The sequence below is a fragment of the Roseomonas alba genome (genome assembly GCF_019430885.1).
Classification (GTDB): domain Bacteria; phylum Pseudomonadota; class Alphaproteobacteria; order Acetobacterales; family Acetobacteraceae; genus Neoroseomonas; species Neoroseomonas alba.
In genome coordinates, this window is sequence record NZ_JAHYBZ010000002.1 from 589,785 (window position 1) to 605,415 (window position 15,631).

15 protein-coding genes are annotated in these 15,631 nt (G+C 69.6%); 5 read left to right on the forward strand and 10 right to left on the reverse strand.

The genetic code is table 11. The features are described from left to right. Nucleotides 1-9: 9 nt before the first annotated feature. Both KPL78_RS07270 and KPL78_RS07275 read left to right on the forward strand, forming a co-directional pair. The gene (locus tag KPL78_RS07270; RefSeq protein ID WP_219762237.1) at nucleotides 10-1,137 is read left to right on the forward strand and encodes a DUF4340 domain-containing protein; all 1,128 of its coding nucleotides are present in this window, start codon (nucleotides 10-12) and stop codon (nucleotides 1,135-1,137) included. Further along, nucleotides 1,134-1,583 carry an NUDIX hydrolase gene (locus tag KPL78_RS07275; RefSeq protein ID WP_219762238.1) on the forward strand — a complete coding sequence of 150 codons (450 nt, stop codon included), beginning with the start codon at nucleotides 1,134-1,136 and terminating at the stop codon, nucleotides 1,581-1,583. Before KPL78_RS07270 ends, KPL78_RS07275 begins: the two co-directional genes overlap by 4 nt. Here KPL78_RS07275 and KPL78_RS07280 read toward each other — a convergent pair. Then, complete coding sequence (locus KPL78_RS07280; RefSeq protein ID WP_219762239.1) at nucleotides 1,573-3,453, reverse strand: calcium-binding protein; 1,881 nt, start codon at nucleotides 3,451-3,453, stop codon at nucleotides 1,573-1,575. The genes KPL78_RS07275 and KPL78_RS07280 overlap by 11 nt on opposite strands. A gap of 281 nt (nucleotides 3,454-3,734) precedes the next feature. Here KPL78_RS07280 and KPL78_RS07285 point away from each other — a divergent pair, with 281 nt between their 5' ends. Then, the gene (locus KPL78_RS07285) at nucleotides 3,735-4,745 is read left to right on the forward strand and encodes a Bug family tripartite tricarboxylate transporter substrate binding protein (RefSeq protein WP_219762240.1); all 1,011 of its coding nucleotides are present in this window, start codon (nucleotides 3,735-3,737) and stop codon (nucleotides 4,743-4,745) included. 25 nt (nucleotides 4,746-4,770) lie between these two features. Here KPL78_RS07285 and KPL78_RS07290 read toward each other — a convergent pair whose 3' ends face one another. The 9 genes from KPL78_RS07290 to KPL78_RS07330 all read right to left on the reverse strand — a co-directional run bounded on the left by KPL78_RS07290 (nucleotide 4,771) and on the right by KPL78_RS07330 (nucleotide 13,964). Next, nucleotides 4,771-5,040: a hypothetical protein gene (locus KPL78_RS07290; RefSeq protein ID WP_219762241.1), complete on the reverse strand. Its 270-nt coding sequence runs from the start codon at nucleotides 5,038-5,040 to the stop codon at nucleotides 4,771-4,773. Between the two features lies 1 nt (nucleotide 5,041). Beyond that, nucleotides 5,042-5,989 (reverse strand): protein-methionine-sulfoxide reductase catalytic subunit MsrP, encoded by a 948-nt coding sequence (gene msrP, locus KPL78_RS07295; protein WP_219762242.1) that lies wholly within the window; start codon nucleotides 5,987-5,989, stop codon nucleotides 5,042-5,044. 59 nt (nucleotides 5,990-6,048) lie between these two features. Further along, nucleotides 6,049-7,503 carry a glycosyltransferase family 39 protein gene (locus tag KPL78_RS07300; RefSeq protein WP_219762243.1) on the reverse strand — a complete coding sequence of 485 codons (1,455 nt, stop codon included), beginning with the start codon at nucleotides 7,501-7,503 and terminating at the stop codon, nucleotides 6,049-6,051. After that, nucleotides 7,503-8,606 (reverse strand): glycosyltransferase, encoded by a 1,104-nt coding sequence (locus KPL78_RS07305; protein WP_219762244.1) that lies wholly within the window; start codon nucleotides 8,604-8,606, stop codon nucleotides 7,503-7,505. The genes KPL78_RS07300 and KPL78_RS07305 overlap by 1 nt, the downstream gene beginning before the upstream one ends. 124 nt (nucleotides 8,607-8,730) lie before the next feature. Further along, the gene (locus KPL78_RS07310; protein ID WP_219762245.1) at nucleotides 8,731-9,531 is read right to left on the reverse strand and encodes a hypothetical protein; all 801 of its coding nucleotides are present in this window, start codon (nucleotides 9,529-9,531) and stop codon (nucleotides 8,731-8,733) included. A gap of 70 nt (nucleotides 9,532-9,601) precedes the next feature. Then, nucleotides 9,602-10,174, reverse strand: coding sequence for a manganese efflux pump MntP (gene mntP / locus KPL78_RS07315; RefSeq protein ID WP_432761276.1), 573 nt, complete (start codon nucleotides 10,172-10,174; stop codon nucleotides 9,602-9,604). An 85-nt stretch (nucleotides 10,175-10,259) separates the two neighbouring features. Next, nucleotides 10,260-11,828 carry an EAL domain-containing protein gene (locus KPL78_RS07320; RefSeq protein ID WP_219762246.1) on the reverse strand — a complete coding sequence of 523 codons (1,569 nt, stop codon included), beginning with the start codon at nucleotides 11,826-11,828 and terminating at the stop codon, nucleotides 10,260-10,262. A gap of 136 nt (nucleotides 11,829-11,964) precedes the next feature. Beyond that, entirely contained in the window at nucleotides 11,965-12,645 is a 681-nt protein-coding gene (locus tag KPL78_RS07325; protein WP_219762247.1) for an NIPSNAP family protein, read from the reverse strand. Nucleotides 12,646-12,899: 254 nt separating this feature from the next. Continuing rightward, nucleotides 12,900-13,964, reverse strand: coding sequence for a zinc-dependent alcohol dehydrogenase family protein (locus KPL78_RS07330; protein WP_219762248.1), 1,065 nt, complete (start codon nucleotides 13,962-13,964; stop codon nucleotides 12,900-12,902). 180 nt (nucleotides 13,965-14,144) lie between these two features. On the opposite strand from KPL78_RS07330, the gene fabI reads away from it, so the two are divergent. Beyond that, a complete protein-coding gene (fabI, locus tag KPL78_RS07335; RefSeq protein WP_432761277.1) occupies nucleotides 14,145-14,972 on the forward strand; it encodes an enoyl-ACP reductase FabI in 828 nt (275 codons plus the stop codon). Between the two features lie 5 nt (nucleotides 14,973-14,977). Beyond that, complete coding sequence (locus KPL78_RS07340) at nucleotides 14,978-15,631, forward strand: CoA transferase subunit A (protein WP_219762249.1); 654 nt, start codon at nucleotides 14,978-14,980, stop codon at nucleotides 15,629-15,631.

The following is a 15,631-nucleotide window of genomic DNA, read 5'->3' on the forward strand; positions in this document are numbered from 1 at the left end:
GGCGCCGTCATGCAACGCCGCACGCTTCTCCTGCTCTCGGGTGCCGCCGTCGTCGTGGTCGGCGGTGCGCTGCTGATCCCGAACGACGATACCGTGCCGCCAACCGATGGCGGCGCCCTCGCCTTCCCCGGTCTCGCCCAGCGCCTGCAATCGGCGGCGAAGATCGAGGCGACGCGCCATGACGGCGCGCTCGCGATCACGCGCCGCGGCGAGACCTGGGTACTGCCCGCGAAAGGCGGCTATCCCGTGCGGCAGGAGAAGGTGCGCGAGCTGCTCACCGGCCTGACCGAACTGCGCCTGACCGAGGCCCGCACCACCGATCCCGCGCTGTTCGACAGGCTCGGTGTGGACGACCCAACCAAGGACGGGTCCACCGCGACGCTGCTGCGCGTGCTGGACGCCCAGGGCGCGCCGATCGCCGAGCTCATCATCGGCCGCCGCCGCGTCCGCACCCAGGGCAATGTGCCCGAGAGCGCTTTCGTCCGCCGCCCTGGCGACAACCAGGCATGGCTCGCGGAGGGGCGCGTCCCGGTCGATTCCGATCCACAGCTCTGGCTCGACCGCGACATCGCAAACCTTCCGCGGGAACGCGTCCGCCGTGTCGCGGTCAGCCGCACGGGCGAATCGCCGCTGGTGCTGACCCGCGGCGAAGGCCCGGACGGCAAGCTGGAGGTCACGGAACCGACCGAGCATCCACCGCTCGACGAGACCAACCTCGACGAAGTCGGCCGCGCTTTCGAGTTCCTCACCTTCATCGATGTCCGCCCCGAGGCGGACATCCCCGGCGAGCCGCTCGGCGAAGGCCGATTCGAGCTGACCGACAACCTCGCCATCACGGTGAAGCCGCGCAAGGACGGCGAAACCCTCTGGATCGCCATCGCCGCCGAGGGCGATGACGAAGCCGCGCGCTTCAACGCTCGCTGGCGCGGCTGGGCCTATCAGGTCGGTCCATGGAAGGAGAAGGCCTTCGTGCCGCGCATCGCCGATCTCCGCCGCGAGGAGACCCCGGCTCCGGCGGCACCGGCGGCCGATGACGACGCGGATGCGCCGCCGACGGCCGGCACTGCAGCAGCACCGGCCACCCCTGAAGCACCGGCCGCGCCCGCAGCCCCGGCCGAGACGCCGCGCCAGCAGTGACCGGGCGCGAATACCCGGACCGCCCCTGGGTCGGCATCGGCTGCGTCGTCTTCCGCGATGACGCGGTGTTGCTGGTCCGCCGCGGCAAGCCGCCACGCGTCGGGACCTGGTCGCTGCCGGGCGGCGCCCAGCATCTCGGCGAGACGGCGGAAGACGCAGCCCGCCGCGAATTGCGCGAGGAAGCCGGCATCGAAGTCGGCGCCATGGCCTTCGCGCTGTTGGTCGATGCCATCACGCCGGACGATGAGGGTCGCGCCCAATACCACTACACGATCATCGACTTCGCGGCGCATTGGCTCTCGGGCGAGGCGGTGGCGGGCGACGATGTCAGCGCCGTCGCCTGGGCAACGCCCGACGAGCTCGCCGGATATGATCTGACGCCCGCGACCTACCGGGCGATCGCGGCGGCACGCGCTGCCCTCACCGCCGTCAGGGCTACAGGATGAAGTCCGACAGGATCGGCACATAGCCGGCGGTCGTGACCAGGATCTGCAATTCGAAATCCGCGTCGTTGTCCGTCGAGCCCATGATCGTGGTGCCCGACGCGCCGACGCTGTAGCGCAGGCTGCCGGCCGTGATCGGCGTGAGGGAGGCGGCGGGCAGAACTTCGTCGAAGGCCTGATCGCCATCGGTCAGCACATCGGCATCGATCGCCGAGAGGTCGATGCGGTCGCCTTCGGCCCGGCTGAAGCCGCCAATGGTGTCGACATCGACGAGCATGCCGAAGGTTATCCGGCCGCTGTCGCCGGGGGCATAGGCGAAGGTGTCAGCCCCGGTCCCGCCGACCAGGCTGTCGCCGCCCCGGCCGCCAGTGATCCGGTCATTGCCCGCCCCACCAAGGATCGTGTCGAGTGCGAAGGTGATGAGGCTCGCGACCTGCTGGCTCTGGGATGACCCGGTCAGCACGTCGTTGCCCGCACCGCCATCGATCGTGCTGCGGAAGGCGCTGCTGGTGATGGTGTCGGCACCGTCGTCGCCCCGGAAGACGACGCTGCCGAGCGTCCCGCCGCCGGTGATGACATCGTTGCCGATGCCGCCCAGGACGCTGTCGGTGGCGCCAAAGAAGCTCCCCACATCGATCACGTCGTTGCCGGCGCCGCCCAGGATCGTATCACTGCCATCGCCGCCCGCGATGGTATCGGCGCCCGCGCCGCCATAGGCGGTGTCATTGCCCGGCCCCCCGACGATGCTGTCCGCGCCGTCCCCGCCGATCAGCAGGTCATGGCCGGCGCCGGCCGTCATCGTGTCGTTGCCGAGCCCGCCATCGATGGTCTCGGCGCCGTCGAAGCCGGTCGCACTGTCATGGCCGTCGCCCAGGAACACCAGAGCATTGCCGCCGAAGATGCGGACCAGGTCGTTGCCATCGCCGGCCGCGATGGTGTCGCCGCCGCTCGCGCTGGTGATCGTGTCGCTGCCGCCGAAGGTCGCAATGGCGTCGGCCGCATTGCCATTCGCATCGATCAGGTCATTCGCCGCGCCATCGGCGATGTCACGGCCGCGGATCACCGTGCCGGTAGTGCCGACCAGCGCGACCGCTAGGGAATCGGCACCGTTCGTCTGCAGCGCCAGCGCGCCGAGGTCGACGAAACCGCCGCCGGTGATCTCGAGCTCGGTGCGCTCCGCGCCGGGAGACAGGCTGCCCAGGACCAGCGTGTCGAAGCCGGCCAGTTGGACGTTGGTCAGACGGATCTCGATGTCCGGGCTGTGCCAGGTGAGTTCCTCGAAGCCCTGGAGGTTGTTCGCCGAGATGTCGCCGCCGGCGACCAGGCGGTCCGTCCCGGTTCCGCCATTGGCGAACTTCGTCCCGCCATTCTGCGCGCCCCCGATGAAGAGCAGGTCGTCCCCCTCCCCGAGCGAGATGCCATCCGTGCCGAGGCCGGGCGAGACAGTGTCATTCCCGTCCCCCGCGACGATCCCGTCCCCGCCATCGCCGCCCGCGATCGAATCATCCCCGCCATAGCCGAACAGATGATCGACCAAGCCCGCGCCAAGGATCGTGTCGGCCCCGCCGAAGAGGAAGCTGTCGAGCGTCCCGGCATTGGCGCGGAAGGCCGCGGCGTCCACCGAGAAGCCGGTCGCCGTCCAACTTGTGGACACGCCGTTGAAGCGGAGCTCGAGTCCCGTGATCGTCCCGCCCATGGGGAGCGCCTGCCCATCATAGGTCAGACCGCTGCCGGTAAGCATGATGAGCGTGGATCCGTTCACCGCATCGAGCGTTGCCGTGGTCGTCGTACCGGATAGGCGCGTGACCGCCGGCATGGCAGCAAAGGGCACCTGCGGGCCGAAGAGGCTGTTCACGACGGTCACGATCGCCATCGCATAACTCCTTGGCAGGACGATACAAAGTCCTTATCGTGTCGATTATATAATGAGTTCATGGACCCTATACGCCGGGGTTCCGCGGCGGCAAGGAGGACCATCCGAAGTCACCTTCTGGTGGTGTGCTGGCGCACAGGTGCCAGGCGCGCCGAGCCAGGGCGAAGGGCGGCGGGATCGTCGGCGGTCACGGGGCCGATTTCGTCCGGGCGGAGATTGCTCTACGCGTCGCGGGCCGCGCCGCAGGCTAAGGCGGCCTCGAATCCTGCCGGAGACCCGTCATGCATCCGCTTCCCACGATATCCCGCCGCGCCGTCCTGCTGGCGGCCGGCAGCGCCGCCCTCGCGCGCCCAGCCTTCGCTCAGCAGATCGGCGCGGGCCGGCCGGTGCGCGTCATCGTGCCGTTCCCGCCCGGTGGCGCGATTGACATCACCTCTCGCCTCTTCGCCGAGCGCCTCGGCCCGGTGCTTGGCCAGACCGTCGTGGTCGAAAATCGGGGGGGCGCAGGCGGACTCATCGGCGCCGATGCCCTCGCCAAGTCGGACAAGGACGGCAGCGCCCTCGCACTCATCAGCGCAACGAGTTGGTGCGCCGCGCAGTTCATGCATGCCCGCATGCCTTTTGACCCGAAGCGCGACCTAGCGCCGGTCACCCAGCTCACCGACGGCGCGCTGCTCTGCGTGGTGAATGCCGAGACGGCGCAGCGCCATGGCTGGTCCGATTTCCGCGCCCTCATTCAATGGTCGCGGGCGCATCCGGAGCAGGTGCGGATGGGCTCCTCGGGCTCGGGCACGTCTTCGCACCTCAACATCGCGGCCATCAACACCTTCGCCGATGCGAAGATCCTGCATGTGCCCTATCGCGGCGGCGGTCCCGCCATCAACGATCTGCTGGCGGGGAACATCGATATGATGTTCGACGTCATGCCAGCGCTGATGCCCCATGTGGAAAGCGGGAAGTTCAAGGCGCTCGCCGTTTCCTCGGCCGACCCGCTGCCGATATTGCCGGGCATACCGGGCATGAAGGCGTTCGCCGATCTCGGCCTCGGCGACCATGCGCTGGTGAACTGGAATGTCGTGACCATCGCCGGCGGCACGCCTGCGCCGATCGTGCAGCGCCTGTTCGAGGCCGTGCAGGCGGTCGCCCGCCAGCCCGACTTCGTCGAGCGCCTGCGCCCGCTCGGCTACACCATCGTGATGAGCGACAGCCCGGCGGCCGCGGCGCAGATGATTGCGGCCGAGACCCCGCGCTGGCGGCGCCTGGTCGAGATCTCCGGCGCGCGCATCGAGTAGGAATGGGGGCGGACGCCCCCTTCCCTCACCCCTTCCCGGGTCGCATCGCTGCGACACCGAACAGGATCAACGCGATCATGGCCGGGGCCAGCCAAGCCGGCGAGTCCAGCATCGGGGTGGCCAGCGCATTCCATGCCTGCTGCCACAGCACGCCGCTCAACAGGTTCTGTAGAGTCGGGATCGCAGTCGGATTGACGCGCGAGATCGTCGCGCCGAGAGGCCAGCCCCAGCCCAGGGCCAGCCCCATCAGCAGCGCCGCGGAAGCAAACAGCAGAGCGAGCAGCCGCAGAACCATGTCAGGCCCAAAGTCGCTCGTTCTGCAGGCCGGTGTAAAGAGACGCAACGAAGTCACCATAGCCGTTGAAGAGCTGCGTCGGGACGCGCTGGTTGGTCCCGATCACCCGTTCATTGGCCTGGCTCCAGCGCGGATGCGCGACCTCCGGGTTCACATTGGCCCAGAAGCCGTATTCGGAGGCCTGGATGGTCTCCCAGAAGGACACCGGCCGCTGGTCGGTCAGGGAGATCTTCACGAGCGACTTGCCGGCCTTGAAGCCGTACTTCCAGGGCTGGTGGAAGCGGATCGGGCCGCCATTCTGCGCGCCGAGCGGCTTGCCATAGGCGCCCACCACCATGAACGACAGCTCGTTGCCGGCCTCCTCGATCGTGCAGCCCTCGATATAGGGCCAGGGATACCAGGCCTGCCGCAGCCCGGGCATGACCGCGGGCAGCGTCGCCGTCTCGAAACGCACATACTTCGCCGAGGCCAGCGGCTTCACCTGCGCCAGCAGCACCGAGAGCGGGAAGCCGGTCCAGGGGATGACCATCGACCAAGCCTCGACGCAGCGCAGGCGATAGACCCGCTCCTCGAGCGGCATGGTCCGGATCAGGTCCTCGACGCCGAATTCGCGCGGTGTCTCGACCATGCCCTCGACCTTCACGGTCCAGGGGGTCAGCGGCATGCGCTGGGCGGTACGGCTGATGCCCTTGTCGGCGCCGAATTCGTAGAAGTTGTTGTAAGTTGTGGCGTCGCGCTCGCTGGTGATGTCGCGGCCGGGCGCGAATCGCGTGTTGCGCATCGCCGGCGGCAGCGCGCGGGCCGCGCCCTGGGCCAGGGCCGGCCCCGCGACGGCCGCGCCGACCAGCCCCGCCCCGACGCCGAGCGCCTTCCGCCGGTTGAAGACGAGATGTTCGGGCGTGACCTGGCTTTCGGGAATTTCCCAGCCACGCGGAATGCGGATCGGCATGTCAGTCCCTCCGTGATGCTCCGGAGATCGGCGTTCCGGTCCCAGAAGCAAGGCTGCTGTCAGGACCCCGGCCTTGGCAAGAGCGCCGCCGGGGGCTGGCCTGCCCCGGTGGTCACGCGATGAAGGCGATAGGCCTCCGCCTCGATCCCGTTCCGGTGGCGCACCAGGCGATCCTCGCCCTCCGGCAAGGGCTGCGCGCCCGGCCAGAGAGGAGGTCCCTCCCCGCGCCTTTCGCTGCGGACCAGCAGCCCGGTTACGCCCGGCTCCGGGGCCGGGAGCGAAAAATATCGCCAGCGCGGATCCATGGCGACGACGATCCGCCCGCGCGGCAGGCCGAAGGCCAGGGCGGAGGCCAGCCCGTATTCCTCCGCTGCCACGAAGCGGGCGCCTTCGCGCGTCATGGCCGCATCGACGTCGCGCAGGAAATCCGGCCAGCCCCCGAGGCGAGCGAGGGTCGGGTCGCTGCGTCGCGGCAGCGGGAATGGCGCCGCCAGCGCCTGGACATAGACCACAGCGGACATCACCCCACCCAGGATGAGCGCCGGCCAGCGTAGCCGCAGCCAGGCGGGCGCGGTCAGCAGCGCCGCCGCGCCGATCGCCGCGGCGGGATAAAGGATCGCCGGCCAATTCCCCTGCACCCGGCTGCCGGTCGCCTGCCACAGGAAGATTGCGGCCCCAGGGACCGTCAACACCGCCACCAGCAGTGCCGCGCCGTCGCGCGTCTTCCACCAGCGCCAGGCCGCGGCACCCATGCCCGCGACGCACAGCACGAAGACCAGCGGCGTCGCGAGCCCCGCCTGTCCGCCGATCAGTTCCCCGATGAAGCGCAGCGCCTGGCCTGGCTGCCAGTCGCCGGCCCGCCCGCCCTGCTTCGCGAAGGACGCCCAGTCATGCGTGGCATTCCACAGGACCACCGGCGCGAAGACCGCCACCGCCAGCGCCCCGCCCGCCCAAAGCTGCCAGCGCAGCAGCCACCGCCGCGCCGTCGCATCCAGCAGCAGCCACACAACGATGCCGAAGCCGAGCAGGACCGCCGTGTATTTGCTCAGCAGCGCCGCGCCGGCGAGGACGCCCACCGCAAGCCACCACCGCCCATCCTGCGTCCGATGCAGCCGCGCCAGCGCCCAGAGCGCCGCCGTCCAGAAGAACAGCAGCGGCGTATCCGGCGTCATGGCGACCGCGCCGACGCCGGCGAGCAGCGTCGCATTCAACAGGGCCGCCGCCCAGACCCCCGCCTTGCGCCCGGGAAACAGATCCTCCGCCGCCAGCGCCAGCAGCACGGACCCCAACGCCAGGCTCAAGGGGCCGAACAGGCGGATGCCGAGGGGCGTCTCGCCCGCGATCAGCGTCCCGGCGCGGATGAACAGCGCCACCATCGGCGGATGGTCGAGATACCCGCCCTGGAGATCCTGCGACCAGACCCAGTAATAGGCCTCGTCCGGCGCCAACGGCAGCACCGCGGCCACGGCCAGCCGCAGGGCGGTCAGCGCCGCCAGCGCGGCGATCCACCGCATCAGCGCGGCCGCCAGACCAGGGTGGTGGAGACCGCGTAGTTCCACACCACGGTCAGCGCCGCGCCCGCCGCCCCGGCCAGGCCCCAGCCCAGCAGCCCGTCCCGCAGCAGCACGCCCGCAATGCCCACATTCGCCGCCGCCCCGATGCCGCACACCACATAGAACAGCACCAGCCCGCGCAGCAGCGCCGCGCCACGAAGCCGCCGGTCGCGATAGGTCAGCCGGTTGTTCAGCAGGAAATTCGCCGTCATGGCGACGAAGGTCGCCACCCATTGCGCCGGCCAAAAGCCCACCGGACCCAGCCCGTGCAGCAGCCCCAGCGTCGCCAGATGCACCAGCACGCCGATCGCCCCCACCAGCGCGAAGGCCATGAAGCGCAGCGGCACCACGCCGCCCAGCGCCTTGTCCGCCAGCAGCCCGCCGAATTCCAGCAGCACTCCGGCATCGAGCTTGCTCTCCCCCGCTTCCCGCGCGCGGAAGGTGTAGGGGATTTCCGCCACCCGCAGCTTCCGCCCTGCCGAGAGCAGTACATCCAGCAGGATCTTGAAGCCGGTCGCCGTCAACTTCGGGGCCAGTACCTCAAAGAGGTCCCGCGGCAGGGCGAAGAAGCCGCTCATCGGATCGGAGACCTTCACCGGCAGTGCCGCATTCGCCAGCGCCGCCCCGCCATCCGAGACCATGCGCCGGATCGGCGACAGGCCCTCCCCCTTCGTGCCGCCCTCGATGTTGCGGCTGCCGATGACAATCTCCGCACGGTCCGATTCCAGTTCCGCCAGCATCTGCGGCAGGATCGTTTCGTCATGCTGCAGGTCGCCGTCGATCACGGCGACAAAGGGCGCGGCGGTGGAGAGGATGCCCTCGACGCAGGCCGAGGCGAGGCCCCGCCGCCCGATCCGCCGGATGCAACGCACCCGCGTATCCCGCGCCGCGATCGCCTTCGCCCGCGCCGCCGTCCCGTCGGGACTGTCGTCGTCGACGAAGATCGCCTCCCAGGCGATGCCGACGAGCGCCGCATCCAGCCGCGCCACCATGGGGGCGACGTTCGCGGCCTCGTTGTAGCAAGGGATCACCACGGCGAGCCGAGGCGGGGTGGACTCCGTCATGCGCGCTTCCTGGCCCGGCGGGGGCGGAAGGGCAAGCGGGGCGATTCTGGGTGGAACCGTGTCCTTGGAGGGGCTTTGCCCCTCCAAACCGCCCCACCAAAGGCCACAAGGCCTTTGGAAACCGTCACCTGGCGCCGGGCACGGCGGAATGACCCGGTACGGTGAGGACGGTCGGGGCGCCCGAAGGCGCTGGCAGGGAACGCATCAGCATCCAGAACGTGGCGCCCGTGGTCGGCAGCGGGGTTTCCCAGGCGGCGGCGGGCATCAGGTTGCGTGTGTGCTCCAGCATCAGCGCCCCCCAATGGGCATCATCCCGGATCATCTGGCCGGGGCCGGCCACATCCCGATCGCCCGTGAAACCCAGATAGACCAGGACGACCGGAACGCCCCAGGACGCCAGGCGCCACGCGAAGGCGACGCGGTTCGAGAACTGGTAGCAGCGATCACGGCTGATCCCGATGCCCGCGGCCTCGCCGCCGAGCGCCTGTCGCGCCTCCGCGATGGCCGCGCCGATCCTGTCATGGTTCTCGCGATTGGACGTCGCGTTCCACCGCTTGCCGATCATCTCGCCGGCCAGTTCGCCGAGATGGGCCTTGGCCTCGACCAGCAGCAGGCCACGCACGCCACCCGGGAAGGTGGCGACCGCCGCGAGATCCCAATTCGGATCATTCGCGGTCGGCTTGGGGACGGCCAGCCACCATTCGCGCAGACGCTGGCTGAACGCAGCGGTCAGCAACGGCTCGCAGGGCCTGCCGAGCCGCGCCTCCGCAGCATGGGCGTGCCCCGTCGGCATCCAGGCGCGCTCCGCGGCTAGCACGGCCCCTGTCGGCGCGATCAGCGCGTTCGCGGATGCTACGAAGTCGCCGCCACGGCCCTCGACCCAATCGAGGATGTGCCGCCGGCTTCCGGCGTGGGTTCCCGGCATCGTCCGTCATCTCCCCTGTCAGGCGCATGGCCGCGGCCAGCCTTACACCACATCCACCTCTTGCCGAGACTCACGCCAGCAGCGTGTGCTCCACTAGGATCTTGGTCCCCAGCCCGATCAGCGCCACCCCGCCCAGGGCCTCGGCCAGCCGTCCGAACCGACCGCCCAGATACCGTCCCAGCAGCATCCCGATCGTCGCCATCACCGCCGTCGCCAGACCGATTGCGATGGCGGCGACCGTGATGTCCGCCCCGATGAACGCCAGCGTCACACCCACCGCCATGGCGTCCAGGCTCGTCCCGATCGCGGTCGCGAACAGCACCATCAGCCCATGCCGGCGCGGCCTGCTCGGCGGCGCCTCCCCGTCATGGCCGCGGCTGGCCTGGACCACCATCCGACCGCCGACTGCGGCCAGCAGCACGAAGGCGATCCAATGGTCGAAGGCATCGACGCTGCTCGCCGCAGCCAGGCCGATGGCCCAACCGATGACCGGCGTCAGGGCCTCCACGCAGCCGAAGATCACGCCGGTGCGCAGCGCCTCGCTGAAGCGGGGGCGATCCAGCGCCGCACCCTTGCCGATGGCGGCCGCGAAGGCGTCGACCGACAGGCCAAGCGCCAGGGTCATGGTCGTGAAAGGTGTCACGCGGGCTTCTCCGGGCGGCGCGCGCGGTACCTACAGCAACTGTCGATTCACCGGAACTGAGAATGTGTTGAGAATCCAACTGCCCTCAGCCACCCGGCAGAGCCCCCGGCCGCCCGAACAGATACCCCTGCCCGAAAGCAACCCCGAGGTCCTTCATCAGCGTCGCCTGGGCCTCGGTCTCGATCTTCTCGGCCACCACCTGGGCGCCGACCGTGCGCGCCAGATCCACCATGGCGGCGATGAAACCGCGGTCGCGCTCGCTCTCGACCGCATGGGTCACATAGATGCCGTCCACCTTCACGAAATCCACGCGGAACAGGCGCAGGTAGCGGAAGGCGGCCGCCCCGGCGCCGAAATCGTCGATACAGACCGGCAGGCCGCGCCCACGCAGGGCTTCCACCGTGCGGGCGGCTTCCTCCTCATTCTCGATCTCCGCCGTCTCGGTGATCTCGACCAGCAGCCGCCCGGCGAGATCCGGGCTCGCCTCCAGCATGGCGCAAAGCTGGTCGCGGAAGGCCGGGTTCTGCAAGGACAGGCCGGACAGGTTGCAGGCGATGCGCGCCCCCGCGGCGGCGCGGGCGGCCTCGCAGGCGGTCTCCACCACCGCCCAGTCCAACGCCTCCGACAGCCCCACCGTCTCGGCCAGGGCGATGAATTCCGACGCCTGGTCATAGGGGCTGCCGGGTGTCGCGATCGGCCGTAGCAGCGCCTCATAGTGATGTGCCTTGCGGTCGGCCAGCAACACGATCGGCTGGAAGGCGAGCCGGAAGCGCCGTTCCGCGATGGTCCGCCGCAGCGCCGTGGCGCGGTCCGCGGCCGAGGACACAAATCCCGCCAGCCCGCCGGCGAAGCCCGCCTTCTCCAGCGCCGCATCCCCGCCGCGGGAAAAGGCAGACAGCGCGAAGCGCAGCGCCCGCGTGGTCTGGAGCGGCGTGAGCCCATCTCCTTCCAGCGGCACCGCCCGCGTCCCGATCCGCCCCGGCAGCCCGTGCTGGGCCAGCAGCAGCGCCACCTGCCCGGCGAGGCTCTGCACATCGGGCCCGCCTTCCGCCGGCAGCACACCGAAGCGGCCCGAGCCGAAATCAGCCGCCACCGCCCCTGCCCCGCCATGCGCGGCGAGCACCGACTGAATGCGCGCGGCCAGGTCCGCGCGCGGCGCCAGCGTCCCGCCATCCCCCTGAAGCTCGATCAGCCCGAGCGCCCCATGAGTGCCATCGCCGGTGCGCAACATCTCCTCCGCCGCGCGGGCGAGGCCCGGCCCGCCAGGCAGCGGCCCGCCCGGCAGCTCATGGGGCAGCGGCGCGAAGGTCAGGCAGAAGCGCCCGCGCCGCCCGGGCATGGCGAGGCCCGCCACGCTGAAGGCCGTCCGCCCAGCGTCGGACAGCCGGACGGCAGTCGGGCGGATGCGCCCCATCGCCGTCAGGATCTCGAGCGCCGTGCCCATGCCCGAGCGCTGCTCGCGCGCCACCAGGCAATGCACCGGCTTGCCGAGGAAGCTCTGCGCGGGGGCGCCGAAGCGGGCGGGGAAGGCGCCCTCGGCGAAGGTGATGCGGCCATCCGCATCGGTTTCGACCAGCAGCTCCGCCGCGGCAAAGGCGAAGGTCAGGAAGCGGTCCGCGGCGCTGGGGGCGGGTGGGCGAACGGTTTCCTGCATGGTCCTACCGGTGCCGAGGGTCTGTCATCCTCGCCACCGGTGCTGAAATCCGGGTTAACCGGATCATTGTCCCGCCAGCAGCGGCGGAACAACGACGTGACAAGACCTTAAGACATTGAAGGTCTGGCGCTGCGGCTTACTTCACCAGCGAGAAGCTGGTCGGCCGCAGCCCCATCACCGTCTGCTGCTTCAATGCGCCGAGGCCGGCGACCATCTTGCCGAATTCCTGCCAGTCCTTGTCATTCGCCATGGCGGTGCGGCGCGCGTCGCGATCGCCGTAGCTCTCATACAGCCAGCAGAAGACGGCCTGGTTGATCGGCCCGATCTCGGTCACCGCGAAGACCAGGAGCTGGCCGAGCAGGCGCTGCTGCACGGGCAGCCCGACTTCCTCATAGGCCTTGAGCCAGGCCGCCATCTTGCCCGGGACGAAGTCGTAGGTGCGGTGATCGACCACCATGCCGGTGCCGCCGATCTTGCGCTCGAACTTGAAGCCCTTGGCCGACTGGATGGGGGAGAAGGCGGTTGGCTTCAGAAACTTCACCTCCTGCGCCATCAGGCAGCCGGCCGAGGCCTTCTTGAAGTCGCCCCATTGCGCATCCGCCTCGCGCGCCGCGAGGCCCGCATCGCGAGTGTCGATATCGTCCCAGCCACGCATGAAGACGAAGCGGTTGATCGGCCCGACATCGGCCACGAAGGTCCCGAGCGACGGCGCGCCGAGCGTGCGCTGCGACGACGGGAAGCCGTATTTGTCGAAGGCATCCACCCAGGTCGGCTGCTTGCCGGGGTGGAACGTGTATTGACGGTGTTCGATATACATCGCGTTTCCTCTGGGAAGCGGGCGCGGCACATTCGGGCGTGCGGCGCGCGGGCGCAAGGCGGGGTCAGGGCCTGCTTGGAAATGCGCCATCCGGCGCATTTCCGTGTCCGGCACCCGATTCGACTCTCATACCGCCGAGCCCTGCTGATGACCCGCGCATCGGCAACGCGAACGTTATGGCGCACGGGGTTGGTTGGGCGGCCGCGCGCAAGACCAAGACTCTGACGCCGAGTTGGCCGAAAGGCTGGCTTCTGTCAGGCGGCGGGGAGGATTACCCCTTTGCCGTCCGTCTGCCGGTCGAACAGGCGATAGGCTTCCTCTGCCTGGTCCAGCCGCCAGCGATGGGTGAACAGCGCATCGACGTTCACGCCGCGATCGGCGACGTAGCGTGCGCACTCCGCCTGCCCGACCGTCGAGAAGGTCCAGGACCCGATCAGCGTCACTTGCCGCCGCAGCAGGTCGGGCGAGACATCGAGCGTGACGTCCCCGCCCTCCCCCACGAAGCAGGCCTTGCCCCAGGTCCGCACGCATTGCACAGCCTGTCGCCGCGCCAGCGGGTTGGACGACGCATCGAGCGAGGCATGCGCGCCCAGCCCGTGCGTCGCCTCCCGGATGGCGCCGAGCACGTCATTCGTCTCGGCGGGGTTGATCAGCAGGTCGGCACCGAACGCCGCCGCCCGCGCCAGGCGCTCCGGCGACGTGTCGAGCGCGATCACCCGCGCCCCCATCTTCGCCGCGAGCAGCATCGCCGACAGCCCGACCGGTCCCTGCCCGAACACCGCAATGGTCTGATCCCCGGTCAGCCCCAGCCGCTGCAAGGCCCCCCAAGCCGTGCCCGTCCCACAGGAGATCGCGGCACCGGTCTCGAAGGACAGGGCCTCCGGCAGTTCCACCAGCGTGCGCGCCGGGCAGACCATGTAGCGCGCATGGGCGCCGTTCCCGGTCGCGCCATAGACCTCCTTCACACCCTCGACGCAAAGCTGCATCCAGCCGGTGTTGCAGTGTGGGCAGACCCCGCAGCCGCGGTAATGGTGCTGCATCGCCCGCATGCCGACCCAGGCTTGGTTGGCGGGCACGCCCTGGCCCACGGCCACCACCACACCGCAGGGCTCATGCCCGGCGATGATCGGCCCCGAGACGGACCCAAGCCCCAACGCCGCCGTCCGCCCCGGCCCGCCCGGCGCGCGGTAGAATTTCAGGTCGCTACCGCACATGCCGGAAGCGCGGATCTCCAGCACCACCTCTCCGGGCCCCGGCGTGGGGTCCGGGAACTCCATGAGTTCGAGCTTCCGGTCACCCGTGAAGACGACACCCTTCATGCGGCGTTCCTCCTGCCTTTTCGGGCAGCGAACCACCGGGACCCGCGCCGGTCCAGCCATCACAGTCGCTGCATTGCAGCAAAACCTTGATGGACCGCCGTTGAAATTCTGCTCTAGGTCAACATTCGGAGAGCGGCCGCATGGCACGCCTTTTCCCACCGACAGGGCCAGGAGACCCGCATGGCGCAGGACAACCGACCGACCGACCCGCTGCCGAAGGTCTGGGACCCGGATAGCCGTGTGGGCGACATGCTCAAGGGCAAGCGCGGGCTGGTCGTCGGCATCGCAAACGCCGATTCCATCGCCTATGGCTGCGCGGTGAAGCTGCGCGCCTTCGGCGCCGAGCTCGCGGTCACCTACCTCAACGAGAAGTCGGAGAAATACGTCCGCCCTCTCGCCGAGGACCTCAAGGCCGAGATCATCGAGCCCCTCGACGTCGAGAAGAGCGGCGAGCTGGAGCGCGTCTTCGAGCGCATCCAGACTCAGTGGGGCGGCCTCGACTTTGTCATCCATTCGATCGCCTTCGCCCCGCGCGCCGACCTGCATGGCCGGGTCGTGGATTGCTCGGCCGAGGGCTTCGCCCAGGCGATGCACGTCTCCTGCTGGTCCTTCCTGCGCATGGCGAAGCTCGCCGAGCCGCTGATGAGCGAGGGCGGCGTGATGATCACGATGTCCTACTACGGTGCCGACAAGGTGGTCGGGAACTACAACATGATGGGCCCGGTGAAGGCCGCGCTCGAAGCCTCGGTCCGCTATGCGGCGAACGAGCTCGGCGAGAAGGGCATCCGCGTCTTCGCCGTCTCCCCCGGCCCGCTCAAGACCCGCGCCGCCAGCGGCATCGGCCATTTCGACGAGCTGGTCCAGATGGCGGTGGAGCGCACCCCGTCGCATCGCCTGGTCGACATCGCGGAGGTGGGGCGCGTGGTGTCCTTCCTCGCGGGCGGCGCATCCAGCGGCATGACCGGCGACACAATCTATGTCGACGCCGGCCTGCACAACGTGGCGTGACGGCGATGCGCGAGGCGATTTCCCCGACCGAGGCCGCGGCGCTGGTCCGCGACGGTTCCACGGTGATGATCGGTGGCTTCATGGGAGTGGGTTCGCCCCATCGCGTGATCGCCGCCCTGGTCGCCCGCGGCGCACGCGACCTGACGGTGATCGGCAATGATGCCGGCCGCCCCGGTCACGGCATCGGCGCGCTGATCGACGGCGGCTGCGTGACCCGCTGCATCGCGAGCCATATCGGGCTGAACCCGAACCTGCAGAAGAAGATGATCGCCGGCGAGATCGTGGTGGAGCTGGTGCCGCAGGGCACGCTCGCAGAACGCATCCGCGCCGGCGGCGCGGGCCTCGGCGGCGTGCTGACGCCGACCGGGGTCGGCACCGTCGTCGCCGAGGGCAAGCAGCTTCTGAACATCGATGGCCGCGACTACCTGCTCGAAAAGCCGCTGCGCGCCGACTACGCCCTGCTCCACTGCTACGAGGCCGATTACTATGCGAACCTCAGCTACCGGCTGACCGCGCGCAACTTCAACCCGGTCATGGCCATGGCGGCTGACATGGTCATCGCCGAACCGGATGAGATCGTCCCGATCGGGCTGATCCCGCCCGACCATGTCTGCACACCCGGCATCATCGTCACGCATCTCGTCGAAAGGCCGCACTGA